Source organism: Rhodococcus sp. UNC363MFTsu5.1 (genome assembly GCF_000686785.1).
Lineage (GTDB): Bacteria > Actinomycetota > Actinomycetes > Mycobacteriales > Mycobacteriaceae > Rhodococcus_G > Rhodococcus_G maanshanensis.
This window is the reverse complement of sequence record NZ_JMLO01000013.1, coordinates 91,396-110,245: the sequence shown is the minus strand read 5'-3', so window position 1 is coordinate 110,245 and position 18,850 is coordinate 91,396. Positions and strand designations below refer to the sequence as shown.

The window sequence follows — 18,850 nt, the reverse complement described above, 5'->3', positions numbered from 1 at the left end:
ATGAGCCCAACGCTGAGCGAGATCGGTGCCGCCAAGTACGTCCTGCTGACCACCTTCCGCAAGGACGGCTCGGCGGTCCCGACCCCGCTGTGGGCGGCGCTCGACGGCGACCGCCTGCTGTTGTGGACGGTCACCGACTCGTGGAAGGTCAAGCGGATCCGTCGCAACCCGCGGGTGACGGTCGCGGCCTGCGATGTGCGCGGCACTCAGAAGGGCGACGCGATCGAGGCGACCGCGGTCGTGCTCGACGACTCCGGGACCGAGCACGCCCGCGAGGTCATCACCCGCAAGTACGGGATCCTCGGCTGGCTCACGGTCAAGGGCAGCCTGCTGCGCCGCGGCAAGACCGGCACGATCGGCCTCGCCGTCACCACACCCTGACAGCCGGCCGATACGGAACGAGGCCCGCACCGGCAGATCTGCCGGTGCGGGCCTCGTCGACTCCTTGGTGACCTGTCAGCTGCCGAAGGACGAGCTCAGCTGGCTGAGATCGGGGAGACCCGGGATCGGGATGATCGGGTTCAGCGAGTTGAACTGGATGAGCACCTTGGCCTTGTCGCCTGCCGCCGCGAGCCGCTTCGTGCCGTCCTTGGGGACCAGGTACGAACCGCCGCCGCCGGCACCGAAGGCCGCGCCGCCACCGCCGCCGTAGTAGCCGGAGCCGCCGTCGCCGCCGCCGTTGACACCCGCGCCGCCGTCACCGAGCACGCCGGAAGCGCCGGACGGAGAGCCGCTGCCGCCCGCACCGCCCGCGTTCGCGGTGCCTGCCTTGCCGCCCGCGGCGCCCGACCCGGACTCGCCCGCGTTGGCACCGGGGACCCCGAGGCTGCCCGCTCCGCCGCCGGGCGCGACGAGGGTCCGCGACTTGAGGCCCTTCTCCCGGTCCTGCTTCAGCGATTCGGTGGCCACTCCAGAGAAGCCGCCGCCGTTGCCGGCGCCCTCACCGACCAGGACGTACAGGTTCGTGCCGCCGGTGACGGGGACGTCCGCGGTCACGACTCCGCCCAGTCCGCCGGTGCCGACCCCGTTCTGCCCCGCCTCACCGAAGGCGGTCACCTTCACCGAGGTCACCCCCGCAGGAATGGGGAGGACGTGCTCGCCGTCGACCTTGAAGGCACAGTTGACGATGATGCCTGCCTGCGTGCACCCCACGACCACGTCGGCGGCGGCCACACTTGCGCCACCGGTCACCCCGGCCACGACGGCAGCCGTCATGCCAACTGTTGCGGCCAGACCCACGGTGCGCCGCATCCGTGTCGACCCCGCCTCCCACACACGCGCTTGCATCAAACAACCTCGCTGAGTTCTCTAATTGTCCGGGGCGATTGCGACCGGCGCTGGAAGCATGCCACGTTCCCGACGTCAATACAGGCGCATTTGGGCATTGAACTGGACGCTGGTTCCACTCGGCGTGGACCGGATCGGCCGATCCGGGCGAATCGGCCGATCCGGAACCCGGTTAGGACGCGGGTCCGGAGCTACCCGCGCTCCCTGACCCGCCGGAACTTCCCGCGCTGCCGGAATCACTGCTGCCCGCACTTCCGGACCCGCCGGAGCTACCCGCGCTGCCGGAGCCGCTGCTGCCCGTGCCCAGGACGTAGGAAGAGTCGAACTCGATGACGACCGACGGAAACGAACCGGCCGGAGCGAGTCCACTGCTGCCGCCTGCCGGGACCAGGAACGAGCCACCACCGCCGCCCGCGCCACCGCCGCCGCCGAAGTAGCCGCCACCGCCACCCGAACCAAGGAGGCCACCCGAACCACCGGCGCCGAGCACGCCTGCGGTCCCAGCGATGCCTGCCGCGCCCCCCGCGAGATCGGATCCGGCCTGGCCACCCCCGGCACCTGGTGCCGAGGCGCCGGCGTTCCCGCCCGCACCGGCCCCTCCGCCACCGCCGCCCGGCGCGACGAGCAGGCGCGAGTTCATCCCGGCGGTCCAGTTGCCGTCTGCCGATTGCGTTGCCACCGCGGCGAATCCGCCGCCCGCGTTCAGGCCCGACCCGCCACCGGGGCCCACCATGATGAACAGCCGCTGCCCCGGTGTCACCGGAAGATCGGAGGTGACGATTCCGCCACGTCCGCCCTGCACCCCATGACCGCCACCGCCCTTCGCTGTGACCGAGACCGAGGTGACTCCGAGGGGGACGTCCAGGTAGTACTCGGCTGGGGCGAAGCTCTCGTATGAGCAGACGGTGTGATCGGAATCGGTCGAGCACCCGAGCGTGAAGCCCGGCTGCGCTGACGCTCCGCCCGCACCGATCAGGCCTGCCGACACGCACGCCGCGGAAAGCCCCACTGCTGCGGTAACCCTCACCGCACGGTGCCCCCACACCGAACCCTGTCGAACCCGACCCATCATCGATTGCTCCTCCGAGATCACGCCGATTCGGTGGCGGTCGCCACCGGCGGGGGGAAGCATGGCACGAGATTTCACGCCGCATACCGAGAATGGGTGAGATGATTCCGCGGGCGCCTGAAAGTCAGTCGTCGTTGAAGCCGCGCAGCCTATTCAACTCGCGCCGTTCATGTTTCGTGGGTCGCCCGGATCCGCGGTCCCGGCGCGGCACGGCAATCAGTTCCTCGTGCGGCGGTGGAGGAGGCGTCCTGTCGATCACGCACAGCGCGGCCTCGGCTGCCCCGACCCGTTTGCGGATGAGCCTGGCCACCGCGACTACCCGTTCGGTGCCCGCGACGCGCACCCGCACCTCGTCGTCGACCTGTACCGGCTGCGCGGGTTTGGCCGACACCCCGTTCACTCGCACGTGGCCTGCGCGGCACGCGGCGGCCGCCGCGGAGCGGGTCTTGAACAGGCGCACGGACCACGCCCAGCTGTCCACCCGCACGCTGGTGGTCTCCCCGCTCGACATGCCGTCCAGGGTACCGAGCGGGCCGGCTCATCCCTCGTTCGCTCCGCCGCCTGCAGGCCTCACCGCGAGCCGGATGGGAGGCAGATAGTCCGAGACCGGGGTCCGGTGCCACCACACGCCACTGTCGTGGTGCTCCTGCCGGGTACTGAACCGGTAGCGGAACAGGCGGGCCCGCACAAAGGTGGGCGGCGACTGCGCAAACGGATTGTGCCGGAGCAGTGCCAGCGTCGCGGCGTCGTTCTGGAGCAGCTTCTCGGCGAACGCGACGAACCACCCCCTGGCGTAGCCTGGCGAGATCGCGGCGAACCACATCAGCCAGTCGAGGCGTAGGTGGTACGGAGCGAACTGGCGGGGCCGCCGCCTGATGTCGCCCGGCTTGCCCTTGAACTCGTACTCCCGCCACACCGCGTCCGGAGTGATGCGCTGCGCCTCGGTGCCCTCCACGACCACCTCGTACCGGATCCTGGTGACGTGGCCGAAGGCGCCATACGTGTTCACCAGGTGCCAGGAGTTGAACGAGGCATTCATCAGCTGGCTGTGCGAGGCCAGGTTGCGGGCGGGCCAGTAGCTGAGCACGAGGACGAGGGCGGTCACCGCGATCACCACGGCCACGAATGCGGGCGGGGTGGACCCGGACTCGGCTGGTTGTCCGATCGGCAGGACCGCGCCGAGCACGCTGTCCGGCAGCACCGACACCGCCAGCACCAGCGCGAGCCAGTTCAGCCACGCGAAGTTACCGCTGGCGACCAGCCACAGCTGCGTCACGATCATCACCCCCGCCGCGATCGCGGCGACCGGCTGCGGGGCGAACAGACCGAAGGGCATCACCAGCTGCGCCAGGTGGTTGCCGGCGACCTCCGCCCGGTGCAGCGGCCGGGGGAGCCCGTGGAAGTACCAGCTCAGCGGTCCTGGCATCGGCTGGGTCTCGTGGTGGTAGTAGAGGCAGGTCAGATCTCGCCAGCAGGAGTCCCCGCGGATCTTGATCATCCCGGCGCCGAATTCGAGCCGGAACAGCAGCCATCGCAGCAGCAGCAGAACCGCCACCGGTGGCGCGGTGTCGGCGTTGCCGAGAAAGACCGCAAGGAACCCGACCTCGAGCAGCAACGACTCCCAGCCGAACCCGTACCAGACCTGGCCGACGTTGACGATCGACAGGTAGAGCAGCCACATCGCGAACCAGACCAGCATGTGTGCGGGCAGCGGCAGCCGGGCGGTGACGCCGAGCACGGTGAGGGCCGCCAGGCCGGCCCCGGTCCACGCCACGGCGGCGAAGAACCGGTCGGAGTAGTGCAGGTGGAACAGGCTCGGCGAACGCCGGAACGACGCCGCGGCCAGGTAGTCGGGGATCGGGAGCATCCCATTGCTGCCGATCAGAGCCCGGAACTGGTTGACTGCCACCAGAAACGCAGTCAGGTAGATGGCGGCGAGGCCTTCCGTGAAGAGCAGCCGCCCGAGCCAATAGCCGTCCGCGTTGAACCAGTCCACCGTCGCCGCCTTCGGGCGAGCACCGCGGTTTCCCGCCTGTGCCGGACGTTACTCCTCGACGCCCTCGATGGCGCGCGGGCGAATCCCCGCGGCGACCCTCAGTCGAGGGCGTCCAGGTACAGCCAGCGGCCGTCCTCACGCACGAACCGGCTGTGCTCGCGCAGCGAATCCCGCTGTCCGGAGTGCACGTAGTGCGCCTCGAACTCGACCGTGCCCTCGTTCTCGAACAGACCGCCGCCCGTGTGACCGAGAATGTCGAGCCGCGTCCAGCGCTGATCGGGGTCCAGCGTCAGCCGGTCCGGTCGGGTACTCGGGTGCCAGGTCTGCCGAAGGTAGTCGGCGTCGCCGACCGCGAACGCGCTGTACCTGGACCGCATCAGCTGCTCCGCGGTCGGGGCCTCCGCGGCACCGGAGTGGAACCGCCCACAGCACCGCTCGTAGGCCTCACCGCTCAGGCAGGGGCAGCGGGTCATCACTGCGCCTGGCTCACGGACGACATGTGGAAGTCCGGGATCCGCAGCGGAGGCATCGCGGTGCGGGTGAACCAGTCCTTCCACTCACGCGGGAGCGTGGTCTCGGTTGCCCCCACCTCCGAAACCCGCCGCAGCAGATCGAGCGGGCTCTCGTTGAAACGGAAGTTGTTGACGGCGCCGGTGACCTCCCCGTCCTCGACCAGGTACACCCCGTCCCTGGTGAGGCCGGTCAGCAGCAGCGTGGCCGGATCCACCTCACGGATGTACCAGAGCGTGGTCAGCAGCAGCCCGCGCTCGGTCCTGGCGACCATCTGGTCGATGGTCGCCGCACCGGCACCGGTGAGCAACAGGTTGTCGCCTGGCACGGCCACCGAGGCACCGAACTCCCGCGCGGCGTGGCGGGGATAGGCGAGTGCGTTGACGGTTCCGTCGCGGACCCAGTCGACCCGATCCACGCCCATGCCGTTGTCGAAGAGGGACAGTGAGTCGCTCGAGGTCGTCGTCGCCACGAAGGGCGTGTACTCGAGCCCCGGCGCCACGGGGTCCGAGCGCAGGGTCAGCGGGAAGTCGGTGAGCCGCTCACCGACCCGGGTGCCGCCTGCCTTCGACAGCGCGGTGTGCCCTTCTTCCGCGCCGCGGCCTTCCATCGTCCACATCAGGTAGATCATCAGGTCGGCCACCGCGGAGGGTGGCAGCAAGGTCTCGTAGCGGCCCGCGGGCAGGTCGACGGTGCGCTTCGCCCAGTCCAGCCTGGTTGCCAGCTGCGCGAGCAGGCTCGGCACCGAGACGTCCGCGAAGTCGGCGGTGCCGGCTCCCACCCATGCGCTGGCGTCACCGCGCTTGCCGTTGATCTCCACCGAGCCGGTCGGCTGGGTGAAACGCCTGCGCACCCCCGTTGAGGTGCCCAGCCAGGTGCTGTGGAGTTGATGGTGCGCAAACCCGTACAGCCGGTCGGCGCCGTCGAACCCGTCGGCGAGGTCACCCGCCAATCGGCCGAACACATCGATACCGGTCGACGCCGCCGCCTCGGACCAGCCGGGATCGGTGACGTCCGAACCCGGGATGAGGTCCATCGCGTCCTCGGCGGGCGGGGCGGTCCGCGCCGCCTCCTCGCTTGCCCGCACGACGTCCGGGATCTGCTGTGGGTCAACGGTGCTGGAGCTCACCGTGCCCACGTGCGCACCCTCGGCGTCGCGGACGATCGAGATGACGGTCCAGTTCCGCGAGGTCGACACGCCGTTCGTGGTCATGGAATTGCCCGCCCAACGCAGCGAGGCCTCGCTGGCATCGGTGACCAGCACCATCGACTCGTCCACCGTGCGCAGCGCGAGGGCCCGCTCGATCAACTCCTGCGCCTGGATCATCGCCCACCCTCCACCTGCGTGTTGAGCACGTTCACCCCGCGAAAGAGCGCGGAGGGACAACCGTGGCTGACGGCCGCCACCTGACCCGGTTGGGCCTTCCCGCAGTTGAATGCGCCACCCAGCTGCCAGGTGGAGGCGCCACCGAGGGCCTCCATCGAACCCCAGAAGTCGGTCGTGGTGGCCTGGTACGCCACGTCCCTGAGCTGTCCGTCGAGGACGCCGTTCCGGATCCGGAAGAACCTCTGACCGGTGAACTGGAAGTTGTACCGCTGCATGTCTATCGACCAGCTCTTGTCGCCGACCACGTAGATCCCGTCCTCGACCCGGCTTATCAGTTCCTCGGTGGAGGTGTCGTGCTCGGGATCCGGCTGCAGCGACACGTTCGCCATCCGCTGGATCGGAACGTGGTGGGGGGAGTCCGCATAGGAGCATCCGTTGGAACGCTCGAGGCCGAGGCGCGGCGCGAACACCCGGTCGAGCTGGTAGCCGACGAGAGTGCCGCCGCGCACCAGGTCCCAGCGCTGCGAACCGACGCCGTCGTCGTCGTACCCGATGCTGGCGAGCCCATGGTCCTCGGTCCGGTCGGCGGTCACATGCATGATCTCGGTCCCGTATCGCAGCGTGCCGAGCTGGTCCGGGGTCGCGAACGAGGTACCGGCATAGGCCGCCTCATAGCCGATGGCGCGGTCGTACTCGGTTGCGTGGCCGATGGATTCGTGAATGGTCAGCCACAGGTTGGTCGGGTCGATGACCAGGTCCGTCGGGCCCGCCGTCACCGACGGGGCCTTGACCTTCTCGGCCAGCCACTCCGGGAGCCGCGCGAGTTCCGTTGCCCAGTCCCAGGAAGCAGGGCCGACCACGTCGCCCAGGTACTCCCACCCGCGGCCGACCGGGGGTGCGAGGGTGCGCATGGTCTCGAAGCTGCCGGCCGACTGGTCGACGGCGGTCGCCTCCAACTGGGGATGCAGGCGGACCCGCTGCTGGGTGATGCTCGACCCCGCCAGGTCCGCATAGAAGGTCTGTTCCTTGACCTGCATCACGCTCGCCGTGACGTGGTCTACTCCGTCGGCGGACGACAGCCGGGACGAGTAATCGGTGAGCAGCTCGATCTTCTCGGCCGTCGGGACCTCGAACGGGTCGACCTCGTAGCCGGAAACCCAGACCGCATCGGGGTAAACGGGCTCCGGGGCCAACTCCACCCGCTCCCGGTTCAGCTCCCGCAGCGCCCTGGCCACCTCGACCGCCTGCGCGGCGGTGCGGGCCGTGGCGTCGGGGGTCAGCTCCGCATGCGAGGCGAACCCCCAGGTCCCGTCGACCACGACGCGCACCGCCACGCCGAGCTCCGCGCCGTCGACCGCGGACTGCACGGCGCCGTCCCGTAGTCGGATCGACTGGGTCAGCAGGCGGTGCACCCGCAGATCGGCGTGGGTGGCGCCCGCGGCCCGGGCCGTGGACAGCGCGGCGTCCGCGAGGGCGCGCAGCGGAAGGGCGAGAAAGTCGGGGTCGACGTCGCGGGTGGCGGTCACGGGTCACACGCTACCGATGTCCGCCGCAACTCTGCTCGATGCTCGCTCCGCAGGCTCCGCTCAGGCGAACTGCTGCCAGCCCAACCGGATGACCATCACCACGACCACCACAAGGAGCACGATCCGAATGAAACCCGCGCCCTTGGCAAGGGCCATCCGCGCGCCGAGCACCGCACCGACCACATTGCACGCCGCCATCGCGAGGCCAAGGGTCCACCACACGTTCCCGCTCGCCGCGAAGAAGGCGAGGGCGCCGATATTGGAACCGAGATTGATCACCTTGGCCATCGCGGCGCTGCGCACGAACTCCGTCCCCAGCATCACCGCGAACGTGATGATCAGGAATGTGCCAGTGCCCGGGCCGAACAGTCCGTCGTAGAACCCGATCGCGCCGCCGGCGACGAGCACCGTGGTCCACACCCGCAGCCGGCTGGGCTGGTGATGGATGAGGGTGGTGCCCAGCGTGGGTCGCATCGTGACGAACACCGCGACCGCGACGAGCAGCACCATGATGATCGGGATGAACAGCGCCTTGTCGATCAGCGACACGGCTGCCGCCCCCAGCCCGGCGAACACCGCGGCCAGCACGGCGGCCGGGACCATCAGCCGCCACTGCATGGCGACCTTCCGGCTGAAGGTGAACACCGCGGCGGCGGTGCCGTTCACGGCGGTCAGCTTGTTTGTCGCCAACGCCATCTGCGGGCTCAGCTGGGGCATGGTGATGAGGATCGCGGGGAGCAGGATCAGGCCGCCCCCGCCGACAACCGCGTCGACCCAGCCGGCCGCGGTTGCCGCGACCATCAACACGCCCCAGTCGAACCATGCCATGGCTCAGACCCAATCACAGGACCCGGCGCGGCCCGCAACTCCTAGGCTGTGAACATGCGGAGGTTCAGCCTGTGGCTACGGGGAAAGCCGTTCGTCGCCGACTCCATGCTCGCCACGATCCTGTTCGTGCTCGAGGGCCTGTCGGCACCGAACAGCGAGGCCCCGTGGCTGTTCGTAGTGCTGGGCCTGGTGCTGTGTGTACCGATCGCCTTTCGGCGTCGGCATCCCGTTCTGGCCGCGGCCACCATTCTCGGTCTCTCGATCACGACCACCGTGATCAGCAGCTGGATCGGTGACGACACCGTCACCCATCCGGGCCAGCTCGGCCTTGCCGTGATGCTCTACACGCTCGTCGCCTACGTGGGTAGGAAACCCGCGGCCTTCTACGTCGTCGGGCTCGCGGTCGATTCCGCCCTGGCGATCTGGCTCCTGCACCAGGACATCGGGACCACCGCTGCATTCATCACGCTGTTCTACGCGCTGTCCTGGATCACCGCCGAGTTCCTCGGTGCGCGACGGCTGTACGACGAGGAGGTCGCAGCGCGACTGGCCGTCGCCGAATACGACCGGGATCGAAGGGCGGAGGAGGCGGTCGCGGGGGAGCGGACACGCATCGCGCGCGAGCTGCACGATGTCGTCGCACACGCGGTGAGCGTGATGGTGGTGCAGGCGGACGGCGCCTCGTATGCCGTCCGGCGCAACCCGGACGGCGCCGAGCGTGCACTGGGCAACATCGCGAGCACCGGCAGGCAGGCGCTCGCCGAGCTGCGCAGGACGGTGGCGCTGCTGCGCACCGAACAGACCCCCGCAGAGATGCCACAGCACGGGACGGCCGGAGTCGCGAAGGTCGTCGACATGATGCGCAACGCGGGCCTGCGCGTCGAGCTCGAGATGACCGGGGAACTCGACGACATCAGGCCCGCGCTCAGCCTCGGCATCCACCGCGTCGTGCAGGAGTCGCTGACGAACGTGCTCAGGCACGCGGGCACATCGCCACGGGCCCGGGTCCGGGTGCGGCGGCGCGACGAGGACGTGCTGGTGGAGATCACGGACAACGGTCGGGGGTCGAGTCAGTTCACCCAGGGATCGGGAAACGGGCTGGTGGGGATGCGGGAGAGGGTGGCTGTCCTCCAGGGCAACCTCGAGACCGGCCGGGAGCCGGACGGGAGTTGGCGGGTTCGGGCGGAATTGCCTCTGCACCCGGAGGATTAGGCGCGCGGCCTGCGTTGGCGGTCCGGTGAACAGGGGGTTGCCATGCACCTGAACATGCGTCTACCTTACTCAGCGGTACCGAGAGACCTGGATCACTTCCGTCGTCACAAGTGGGGGTGGACCTACCAGACGACCAGGGGGATCCGAATTGTTCGTGACAACCGGGGTTAGACGTTGGCTCCTGGCCGCGAGCGCGCTCGCCGCCACCGTGGGTTTCGCATCGCCCGCGGCCGCAGCCCCATCGCAGCCACTGGAGTACGTGAACCTCGGCGACAGTTTCAGCGCCGGATCCGGCGTGTTCCCGGTCGCCGCCACACAGGTCGCGAAATGCATGCAGTCCGAGCAGAACTTCTCCCACCGCATCGCGCAGCAACTCGGCTACCGCCTGACCGATGTCAGTTGCGGCGGCGCGAAGACGCAGGACTTCTACGCTCCGCAGTTCGACGGGACGCGCGCCCAACTCGATGCGCTGACACCGACGACAGAACTCGTCACGTTGATGATCGGCGGCAACAACAACAACACCTTCGCCGGCGCCATGGCGGCGTGCATCGGGGCAATGGTCTCCAATCCGGTTGCCCAGACGCCGTGCCAGGCGCAGCACGGGGCGAAGCTCGCCGAACCGATCGAAACCCAGACGTATCCGGCGCTGGTGAAGGCGCTCAGCGACATTCACGACAGGTCCCCGCAGGCCCGCATTTTCATCGCCGGCTACCCGTGGCTGCTGCCCGCAAGCGGTAGCTGCTACCCGCAGATGCCCGTCGCCGCGGGCGATGTCCCGTACCTCCGGGCGCTCCAGGCCAAGCTCAACGACACCGTCCGGCGCGCGGCCAAGGAGACGGGCGCGACGTTCGTGGACATGTCCCAGGTGTCCGAGGGACGCGACGGCTGCAAGCCGGTCGGGGAGCGGTGGATCGAGCCCATGCTCTTTGCGACGCAGCCGGTCCCGGTGCACCCGAACGCGGAGGGCGAGCGTGCCATCGCGGCCGAGATGCTGAAGGCCATCGGCTGAGCGACGCGCAGACCTAGAGGCGACCGGCGACGACCTGTGCGGCCCCGAAGGTCGTCCCGTTCACGGGATACAACGCGTGAAAGATGTTGGGGCGGCCGAGAGGGGAGCCGTCGCAGATGTTGTCGCCGGCCGCACACACATCGATGGTCTTGGGAGCCAAGAGCGGCCCGACGACGATCGGCGGATTTCCCGCGTCGCGCATGAACCGGTCCGACGGCTTTCCGAAGAAGACGACCGCGGCAACGTGGCCGGCCACATCCGGCGACAACGGTCCTGGTAGCGCCAGGTCACTGGGCAATCCGGCGGGATCTCCGGCTTCGGTGACGAATCCGGCGACGGCCGCCCCTTGTGAGTAACCTCCGACCACGATCCTCGTGCCTGCGCAGCGAGCCGCCACGAACTGGATCCGAGAATGCATGTCCCGCACTCCTTCGACGAAGGTGTGGGCGAACGCCCGTCGGTCGTCGAAATTGCTGCCGGCGCGGTAATTGACGGCATACTCCCCGATCGTCCGCGCGCCCGTGACCACGCGGAGCGATTCGATGAACGAGAGCCCTGTGGCTCCGACGCCACTCTGTTCGTCCGTACCCCGGGCGAACATCACCTCGACGTCGGGGCACGGCTGGGCGGATGCGGTCGGCGGTTCGAGGGACACGCTGAGCGACGCCGCAAACATCGCCATCGCGGTGCACACGACTCGAGCGGACGTGCATGTCCCCATGGACCAACACTACGACGATCTGCCGACCAAGTAACAGTGGCCGATGCCGTCGCGCTCGCAATCGGGAATTCCCACTCAACCGGTGGCGACAGCTCGGATATAGGGTGGCGCCATGTCCATCACCGTGTTGCTCGTCGACGATCAAGAGCTGATGCGCATGGGCCTGAAGATGGTGCTCGAGGCACACGAGGACATCGTGGTGCTCGGGGAGGCGGGGGACGGGGCCGCCGCGGTGAACGCCACGCGCGATCTCGAGCCCGACGTGGTGCTCATGGACGTGCGGATGCCGATCGTCGACGGCGTGACGGCCACCACGCAGATCGTCGAATCCGGCTGCTCCAGCAAGGTATTGGTGATAACGACCTTCGACCTGGACGAGCACGCCCTCGGCGCGCTGCGGGCGGGAGCGAGCGGATTCCTGCTCAAGGACACCCCGCCCGAGGACCTGGTCTCGGCGATCAGGAGCGTTGCGGCGGGTGACGCGGTGGTCTCACCCAAGGTGACCCGGCGGCTGTTGTCCCGGTTCATCGGTGACGACCCCGCCCCGACGCGGACGCCCGAGATCCTCGACGACCTGACGGAACGCGAGCTCGAGGTGCTCCGCCACCTCGCGACAGGGCTGTCGAACGCGGAGATCGCGCAACAGCTGTATCTCTCCGAGGCCACCATCAAGACCCACGTCGGCAAGATCCTGACCAAGCTCGGCCTCCGCGACCGCGTGCAGGCGGTGGTGCTGGCCTACGAGACCGGGCTGGTCACGCCCGGCTCGTAGGCCCCCGGTTCAGGCCGTGAAGGTACCCACCGTCGGCAAAGCGAAGCAGGTCTTCCCCGACTGGTAGGTGACATCCCCGTAGAGCGCCGCGAGGACGGTCCCTGCGCCGGTCGCCACGGTCTTCGACATCGTCGGCACTCCGAGCAGGACGTCGTTCAAGGGCTCCATGCCGCCCTTGAAGGTGGTCGTGTTGAACCAGATCAGGCTGAGCCCGGACTGCTTCGGGAAGTCGACGTGGGCGGGCAGCGCCTGGAATCGCAACTGACCGCGCTCGATGAAGGGCGGTAGGGGGAAGTTGGGTCCGGCCTGCGCGGAGGCGACCGTGACGGTCACCGGGGTCTCGCCGACCCCACAGCCGAGAGTCGGTGCGGGATACATGAAGTCCTGCGGTGTGGTCACGCCGAACTCGGGGAGGCCGAGAGGGCCGAGCGCCGCCGCGCCGAGAATCTTCTGGAGCACCGCCAACGCCTCGGGCGACTGCATACCGGACTCCGCAAGCAGGGCGGCGGGCGCCGAGCCGGGCGGCTGCACGGCCGTGGGGGATGCGCCCGCCTGCCCGGCAACGGTGAGGGCGAGGGCCGCGGCGGAGGCCACGGCCACGGACATCCTGCGAAGGATCAGGGGGAGACGCATGTTGCTCCTCGGCTGGTACGTGAACTCGACGGACAGGAACCCGACCGATGTGAACTGCATCACGCGGAATGTCTAAATGTCAACTAGAGGGTTTGGGTTGACCTCGACTAGAGGTTTGCATCCACGTCAACCAGAGGGTTCTGGTTTACACCGGAAACCCGGGAGAATTTCCGGGCCTCCGCACGTTGATCGGGCAGAGGGCCCGACAGGGGACCGAGGAAAGGCAGGCCGATGATTCCGGCGTTGTTCGTGCTCTACGTCGTCATCGAGGTCGCTGCGGTGATCTGGGTGGGCAGCGCCATCGGTGTGCTGTGGACGATTGCGCTGTTCCTGCTCGGCTGGATGGTCGGCCTGGTCCTGGTCCGCTCGCAGGGCCGCAAGGTGATCGAGGGGTTCCGGCGCGCAGGCCGCGGCACCGGGTCGGCGAGCGGCGCCGTCGCGGACGGGGCGGTGGTCGCCGCGGGCACGGTCCTGCTGGTGATCCCCGGCCTCGTCACCTCCGCGCTCGGACTGCTCCTGCTGATCCCACCGACCCGCTGGGTGCTCCGGCCACTCGTCTTGATCCTCGGCGGTCGACGCCTCGGCATGGTGACCGCGGCAGGCGGGGTCGGCGCCGACGTGTACTCGCGCACCCGACGCCGCACGGTGGTGGACGGCGTCATCGTCGAGGACACCATCGTCGAGGACGTCACGTACGCGACCGAGACCCCCACCTCACCCTCGGGCACCGGTGAACCGCTGGCGATCGAGGGGGAGATCATCATTCCGGATCCCGGTGGCACGGCGCCAGGTCCACGGCGGGCAGACTGAACCCCCGTGGGTACCCAATTGTTGGTCGGCGGTCGCATCTACAGCCCCGCCGCACCTGATGCGACATCGATGGCCGTGACCGATGGCACCGTGGTGTGGGTCGGCGAGGACCGCCCCGGGCGCGCGCTCCATCCCGACGCGGAGATCATCGAGCTCGACGGAGCGTTCGTGACACCGGCCTTCGTGGACACCCACGTCCACGTGACGGCCCTCGGACTGATGCTCACCGGCCTCGACCTGACCGGCGCCCGATCCCGGCGCGAGTGCCTCGACCTGGTTCGCCGGTACGCCGAGGAGCAGGATGACGCGGTGATCTGGGGACACGGCTGGGACGAGACCACCTGGACCGACGACCCGGGCGCCCCGACCACCACCGAACTCGACGCCGCCGCACCGGGCCGGATGGTGTACCTGGCCCGGATCGACGTCCACTCCGCCGCGGCCTCGTCGCTGCTGCGGCGTGCGGGCGGCGTCGACGACGCCGAGGCCCCGGTCACCGCGGAGGATCACCACCGGGTCCGCGCGGCCGCCAGGGAGCTGCTCACCACGACCCAGCGCGCGCGGTCCAGGACCGCTGCGCTCGACAGCGCCGCAGCCAACGGGATCGTCGCGGTGCACGAATGCGCAGGCCCCGACATCTCCGGCCGCGAAGACCTGCGCGAACTGCTCGCACACCCGCACGGGGTCGAGGTGCGCGCCTACTGGGGACAGCCGGTGAAGACCGCGGCGGAGGCGAAGGCGCTCCTCGCCGAGACCGGAGCGGCCGGCCTCGGTGGCGACCTCTTCGTCGACGGCGCGATCGGATCCCGCACGGCCTGGTTGCACGAGCCGTACGCCGACCGCCCCGATACAGGAAATGCCTACCTCGACGTCGACACGATCGTGGCGCACCTGCGCGCCTGCACCGAGGCCCGCATCCAGGCCGGCTTCCACGTGATCGGTGACGCCTCGGTCGAGGCCGTGGTCGAGGCGTTCGAGCGCGTGGCAGGCGAGCTCGGTGGCCCCGCGGTCGCGGCGTGCGGTCACCGTCTCGAGCACGTCGAGATGATCACCGCCGAGCAGGCGGCGACCCTCGGCGGACTCGGCGTGGTCGCCAGCGTCCAGCCGGTCTTCGACGAGCTCTGGGGCGGCGACCACGGTCTCTATGCCCAGGCCCTCGGGCGGGATCGCGCGGCGACCCTCAACCCGTTCGCCGCGATGGCGGCGGCGGGTGTGTCCCTGGCCTTCGGATCCGACGCACCGGTCACGCCCGTCGAGCCGTGGGCGATGCTCAGGGCCGCGGTCAACCATCGCACCGAGGGCAGCGGCGTCTCGCCGCGTGCCGCCTTCTCCGCCGCCACCCGCGGGGCCTGGCGGGCCGGTGGTGTCCGCGACGGACTGGCGGGCACGCTGGTCCCGGGTGCGCCCGCCTCGTACGCCGTCTGGGAGGCCGGTGAACTGGTGGTCACCGCGGCCAAGGACTCCGTCCAGCGCTGGTCGACCGATCCACGGTCCCGGGTGCCCGCGCTGCCGCACCTCGATCCCGAGTCCCCGAGCCCGGTGTGCCTGCGAACCGTGCACCGCGGGGAGATCATCTATGAGCGTTGAGGTGACCACCTCGACCCAGACCCGATCCCGCAAGCCCCGATTGTCGACGCTCCGCGACTGCGCCCTGGCGTTCGGGTCCGGTGCGCTGCTGTTCGTGAGCTTCCCGCCGCGACCGCTGTGGTTCCTCGCCCCCTTCGCCGTCGCGCTGCTCGTGCTGGTGCTGACGCGGTTCGGCGCGGGTGATCGCGCCGGGACCGCCGAGGACCGGCTGCCGCTGCGCTGGAGGGGAGCGTTCGGGTACGGATTCCTCGCCGGGCTCGGTTTCCTGCTGCCGCTGCTGCCCTGGGTGGGGGAGTACGTCGGTCCGGCGCCCTGGCTCGCCCTTGCCGCCGCGGAGGCAGTGTTCTTCGGGCTGTTCGGCATCCTCGCCGTCATCCTCGTCCGTCTGCCACTGGCACCGCTGTGGATCGCGTGCGCGTGGACGTTGACGGAATGGCTGCGGTCGAGCGTCCCGTTCGGCGGCTTCCCGTGGGGACGGCTGGCGTTCGGACAGGCCGACGGCTGGCTGCTCTCGCTCGCCGCGGTCGGAGGCGCTCCGCTGCTCGGATTCGCCGTCGCGCTGACCGGCACCGGGATCGCGGCACTGACGGTGGCGATCGCCCGCCGTCTCCCGGTCCGGCACCTACTCACAGCAGGCGCATTCGTGCTCGCCATGCCGGTGCTCGCCGCGGCGCTGTGGCCCACCGTTCCCGGCATGGAATCCGTGGACGACGCGGCGGGCGATCGGCGGATCGTCGTGGCCGCGATCCAGGGCAGCGTGCCCCGGCTCGGACTCGAGTTCAACGCCCAACGTCGCGCGGTCCTCGACAATCACGTCCGGGAGACCCTCGCGCTCGCGGGGGACGTGCGGGCGGGCACGCAGCCACAGCCCGACCTGGTGATCTGGCCGGAGAACGCCTCGGACATCGATCCGTTGCGCAATGCCGACGCGGCCGCCGCGATCGAGGCCGCCTCGCGTGCCGTCGGCGCTCCGATTCTCGTCGGCGCCGTCCTGGTGAACGGCGACCGAACCACCACGAACTCCGTCATCGTCTGGGACGGCGACAACGGGCCACAGGACCGCCACGACAAGAAGATCATCCAGCCGTTCGGCGAGTACCTGCCCTACCGCAGCTTCTTCCGGCACTTCTCGTCGTATGCGGACCAGGCGGGCAACTTCGTTCCCGGCAACGGCAACGGAGTGGTGACCGCCGCCGGGATCCCGGTCGGCGTGGCGACCTGTTACGAGGTCGCGTTCGACCGAGCGCTCAGCCAGGCGGTCAGGGCGGGCGCCCAGTTGATCGCGGTGCCGACCAACAACGCGACCTTCGGGGACACCGAGATGACGTATCAGCAGCTCGCGATGTCGCGCGTGCGGGCCGTCGAACACGGTCGGGTCGTTGTGGTGGCCGCCACATCCGGCGTCAGCGCGATCGTCGCCCCCGATGGATCCGTACAGGAATCTTCGTCACTTTTCGTGCCTGCGGCGCTTGTCGCGGAGGTTCCACTTCGGGCCTCCACTACGCTGGCTACTCGACTCGGCCCGATTCCGGAGATCGTTCTCTGTGTCGGTGCCGCATTGGCCCTCGTCGTCGCACTCGTGCGGCGGCGGCGGTCGGCCGGACCGATCAACTGACGGCGGCAGACGCATCACGAAGGAAACCAGCCTCGGCTGGCAGGGAGGATCAAGATGGCAGCGGGTACGCCAGGCGGGGACACACCGAGCGCGCACACCTTGGTGATCATTCCGACGTACAACGAGCGGGAGAACATCGGCCTGATCATCGGCCGCCTGCACGCCGCGCTCCCGAACACGCATGTGCTCGTGGCGGACGACGGCAGCCCGGACGGCACCGGCGACCTGGCCGACAAGCTGGCCGAGCAGGACGCCGCCGGCCGGATCCACGTCATGCACCGCACCGAGAAGAACGGCCTCGGAGCCGCATACATCGCAGGTTTCAAATGGGGCCTCGAGCGTGACTACCGCGTCATCGTGGAGATGGACGCGGACGGCAGCCACGCCCCTGAGCAGCTGCACCGGCTGCTCGACCAGATCGACGCGGGCGCCGACGTCGTCGCGGGCTCGCGCTACGTCCCCGGTGGCTCCGTGGTGAACTGGCCCAAGCGACGCGAGTTCCTCTCCCGCGGCGGCAACATCTACTCCCGGCTCGCGCTCGGCGTGAAGATCAAGGACATCACCGGCGGCTTCCGTGCCTACCGGCGCGAGGTGCTCGTGGCGCTCGACCTCGACGCCGTCGAGTCGCACGGCTACTGCTTCCAGGTCGACCTCGCCTGGCGTGCGATCCAGCACGGGTTCACCATGGTGGAGGTGCCGATCACGTTCACCGAGCGCGAGTTCGGCGAGTCCAAGATGGACGGCAACATCGTGCAGGAGGCGTTGCTCAAGGTCACCGTCTGGGGCATGCGCAACCGCTGGAACAAGGCGAAGGCACTGTTCGGGAAGTAAGCAGGGCATCGGATACGACAACGCCGCCCCCGGGGATTTCCCCGGGGGCGGCGTTGATGCGTTCGGGCGAGGCCCGGCGCCGACTAGGCTCCGCGTCGCGGTGTCTCAGGCGCCGGCTCCGCTACGCTCCGCGTCGCTTGGTCTTCAGCAGGTCCAGACGCTCCTTGAGCAGCTCCTCGAGCTCCTCGACGGAACGGCGCTCGAGCAGCATGTCCCAGTGGGTACGCGGAGGCTTGACCTTCTTGGCCTCCGGCGCGGTGCCCTCGAGGAGGCTGCCCTCCAGGCCGTTCTTGCACAGCCAGGTGCCGGGGATCTCGGCATCGTCGGAGAAGGGGACGTCGAACTCTTCGCCGTTGTCGCAGCGGTACCGGGCCATACGGCGGGGTGCCAGGTCGTGGTCGCGATCGGTCTCATAGCTCACCGCTCCGAGTCGGCTTCCTCGAAGTACGCGATCTGCCATGGTGGTGTCCTCTCCCTAGGTCGGCACGCGAGCGCGCTGGATCGGCAGCAATACACCGATCAGCAGGCATTCACTCATCTTCAACGCCACGGACGCTGGAATGGTTCCCGGGCGTCGCACAGACGCAACCGCCCCATCTTACCGGTTTGCGAACCTCCGACCGCACAGCGTCGTCGGTCGGCACGGCGTCGCCGGCAGGCGCAGTAAGGTGACTGACCGTGGCAGGCCCCTCTCGCAGACTCGACTCGTGCGTGTGGTGTGGACGCGAGGTCGCCGACGTCGGCATCGGGCGGCGCCGCCGCTACTGTCGCCAGTCCTGTCGCCAGCGCGCATACGAACAGCGCAGCGCGGTCAAGGGCACCTCCATTCCCGCCGACGCCGTCGTCCTGACCGCCGACGAGGCGGCCGCGCTCGTGGATCGGATGTTCGAGGCCCGCTGCGCCGCGGAGGATGTCGAGACCGCCGTCTCAGAGGGCGCGGAGCAGTCCGAGCTGGCGTCGTTGTGCGCCCGGCTGGTCCGGCTCGCGCGAGAGGCCGAGCGCTTCCGCTGAGCCGGATGAGGGGCCATTACGCGCGAATGCGCAGGACATGGAACCAAAGGTCGAAACGGACGACAATAGCAGTCCGCGGCCGATACTCTGTGTAACGCGGCCG

20 protein-coding genes are annotated in these 18,850 nt (G+C 69.3%); 9 read left to right on the top strand and 11 right to left on the bottom strand.

Annotated elements, in window-relative coordinates; translation table 11 throughout:
- A complete protein-coding gene (locus BR31_RS0113060) occupies window positions 1–381 on the top strand; it encodes a PPOX class F420-dependent oxidoreductase (RefSeq protein ID WP_027501358.1) in 381 nt (126 codons plus the stop codon).
- 75 nt (window positions 382–456) lie between these two features.
- Here BR31_RS0113060 and BR31_RS30615 read toward each other — a convergent pair whose 3' ends face one another.
- The 8 genes from BR31_RS30615 to BR31_RS0113020 form a co-directional block, all read right to left on the bottom strand.
- Window positions 457–1,287 (bottom strand): hypothetical protein, encoded by an 831-nt coding sequence (locus tag BR31_RS30615; protein WP_156042472.1) that lies wholly within the window; start codon window positions 1,285–1,287, stop codon window positions 457–459.
- Window positions 1,288–1,459: 172 nt separating this feature from the next.
- Window positions 1,460–2,296 (bottom strand): hypothetical protein, encoded by an 837-nt coding sequence (locus tag BR31_RS28505; RefSeq protein ID WP_156042471.1) that lies wholly within the window; start codon window positions 2,294–2,296, stop codon window positions 1,460–1,462.
- A gap of 184 nt (window positions 2,297–2,480) precedes the next feature.
- A complete protein-coding gene (locus BR31_RS0113045; protein ID WP_027501357.1) occupies window positions 2,481–2,867 on the bottom strand; it encodes an RNA-binding S4 domain-containing protein in 387 nt (128 codons plus the stop codon).
- 27 nt (window positions 2,868–2,894) lie between these two features.
- Window positions 2,895–4,352, bottom strand: coding sequence for a lipase maturation factor family protein (locus BR31_RS28500; protein ID WP_037176522.1), 1,458 nt, complete (start codon window positions 4,350–4,352; stop codon window positions 2,895–2,897).
- 98 nt (window positions 4,353–4,450) lie between these two features.
- Window positions 4,451–4,825 carry a YchJ family protein gene (locus BR31_RS0113035; protein ID WP_037176520.1) on the bottom strand — a complete coding sequence of 125 codons (375 nt, stop codon included), beginning with the start codon at window positions 4,823–4,825 and terminating at the stop codon, window positions 4,451–4,453.
- Entirely contained in the window at window positions 4,825–6,189 is a 1,365-nt protein-coding gene (locus tag BR31_RS0113030; protein ID WP_027501355.1) for a metallopeptidase TldD-related protein, read from the bottom strand. The genes BR31_RS0113035 and BR31_RS0113030 overlap by 1 nt, the downstream gene beginning before the upstream one ends.
- Window positions 6,186–7,715 (bottom strand): TldD/PmbA family protein, encoded by a 1,530-nt coding sequence (locus BR31_RS0113025; protein WP_027501354.1) that lies wholly within the window; start codon window positions 7,713–7,715, stop codon window positions 6,186–6,188. The genes BR31_RS0113030 and BR31_RS0113025 overlap by 4 nt, the downstream gene beginning before the upstream one ends.
- A gap of 60 nt (window positions 7,716–7,775) precedes the next feature.
- On the bottom strand, window positions 7,776–8,543 hold the full coding sequence (locus tag BR31_RS0113020; RefSeq protein ID WP_027501353.1) for a TSUP family transporter: 768 nt from the start codon (window positions 8,541–8,543) through the stop codon (window positions 7,776–7,778).
- A 54-nt stretch (window positions 8,544–8,597) separates the two neighbouring features.
- Between BR31_RS0113020 and BR31_RS0113015 the strand changes: the two genes are divergently transcribed.
- On the top strand, window positions 8,598–9,755 hold the full coding sequence (locus BR31_RS0113015) for a sensor histidine kinase (protein WP_027501352.1): 1,158 nt from the start codon (window positions 8,598–8,600) through the stop codon (window positions 9,753–9,755).
- A 154-nt stretch (window positions 9,756–9,909) separates the two neighbouring features.
- Complete coding sequence (locus BR31_RS0113010; RefSeq protein WP_027501351.1) at window positions 9,910–10,767, top strand: SGNH/GDSL hydrolase family protein; 858 nt, start codon at window positions 9,910–9,912, stop codon at window positions 10,765–10,767.
- Window positions 10,768–10,780: 13 nt separating this feature from the next.
- Here the strand turns inward: BR31_RS0113010 and BR31_RS0113005 are convergent, their stop codons facing one another.
- The gene (locus tag BR31_RS0113005) at window positions 10,781–11,488 is read right to left on the bottom strand and encodes a cutinase family protein (protein ID WP_037176518.1); all 708 of its coding nucleotides are present in this window, start codon (window positions 11,486–11,488) and stop codon (window positions 10,781–10,783) included.
- A 112-nt stretch (window positions 11,489–11,600) separates the two neighbouring features.
- On the opposite strand from BR31_RS0113005, the gene BR31_RS0113000 reads away from it, so the two are divergent.
- A complete protein-coding gene (locus BR31_RS0113000; protein WP_027501349.1) occupies window positions 11,601–12,260 on the top strand; it encodes a response regulator in 660 nt (219 codons plus the stop codon).
- A gap of 9 nt (window positions 12,261–12,269) precedes the next feature.
- Here the strand turns inward: BR31_RS0113000 and BR31_RS0112995 are convergent, their stop codons facing one another.
- Window positions 12,270–12,953: a hypothetical protein gene (locus tag BR31_RS0112995; RefSeq protein ID WP_231496472.1), complete on the bottom strand. Its 684-nt coding sequence runs from the start codon at window positions 12,951–12,953 to the stop codon at window positions 12,270–12,272.
- 171 nt (window positions 12,954–13,124) lie between these two features.
- On the opposite strand from BR31_RS0112995, the gene BR31_RS0112990 reads away from it, so the two are divergent.
- The 4 genes from BR31_RS0112990 to BR31_RS0112975 are packed head-to-tail and all read left to right on the top strand — an operon-like array spanning window position 13,125 to window position 17,736.
- The gene (locus tag BR31_RS0112990; protein ID WP_027501347.1) at window positions 13,125–13,703 is read left to right on the top strand and encodes an FxsA family protein; all 579 of its coding nucleotides are present in this window, start codon (window positions 13,125–13,127) and stop codon (window positions 13,701–13,703) included.
- Window positions 13,704–13,709: 6 nt separating this feature from the next.
- Entirely contained in the window at window positions 13,710–15,290 is a 1,581-nt protein-coding gene (locus BR31_RS0112985; RefSeq protein WP_027501346.1) for an amidohydrolase, read from the top strand.
- Complete coding sequence (lnt, locus tag BR31_RS0112980) at window positions 15,280–16,905, top strand: apolipoprotein N-acyltransferase (protein WP_037176516.1); 1,626 nt, start codon at window positions 15,280–15,282, stop codon at window positions 16,903–16,905. Before BR31_RS0112985 ends, lnt begins: the two co-directional genes overlap by 11 nt.
- 54 nt (window positions 16,906–16,959) lie before the next feature.
- Window positions 16,960–17,736: a polyprenol monophosphomannose synthase gene (locus BR31_RS0112975; RefSeq protein ID WP_027501344.1), complete on the top strand. Its 777-nt coding sequence runs from the start codon at window positions 16,960–16,962 to the stop codon at window positions 17,734–17,736.
- Between the two features lie 121 nt (window positions 17,737–17,857).
- Here BR31_RS0112975 and BR31_RS0112970 read toward each other — a convergent pair whose 3' ends face one another.
- Window positions 17,858–18,196 (bottom strand): RNA polymerase-binding protein RbpA, encoded by a 339-nt coding sequence (locus BR31_RS0112970; RefSeq protein ID WP_027501343.1) that lies wholly within the window; start codon window positions 18,194–18,196, stop codon window positions 17,858–17,860.
- A 218-nt stretch (window positions 18,197–18,414) separates the two neighbouring features.
- On the opposite strand from BR31_RS0112970, the gene BR31_RS0112965 reads away from it, so the two are divergent.
- Window positions 18,415–18,747 carry a hypothetical protein gene (locus BR31_RS0112965; protein ID WP_027501342.1) on the top strand — a complete coding sequence of 111 codons (333 nt, stop codon included), beginning with the start codon at window positions 18,415–18,417 and terminating at the stop codon, window positions 18,745–18,747.
- The last annotated feature ends 103 nt before the right edge of the window (window positions 18,748–18,850 follow it).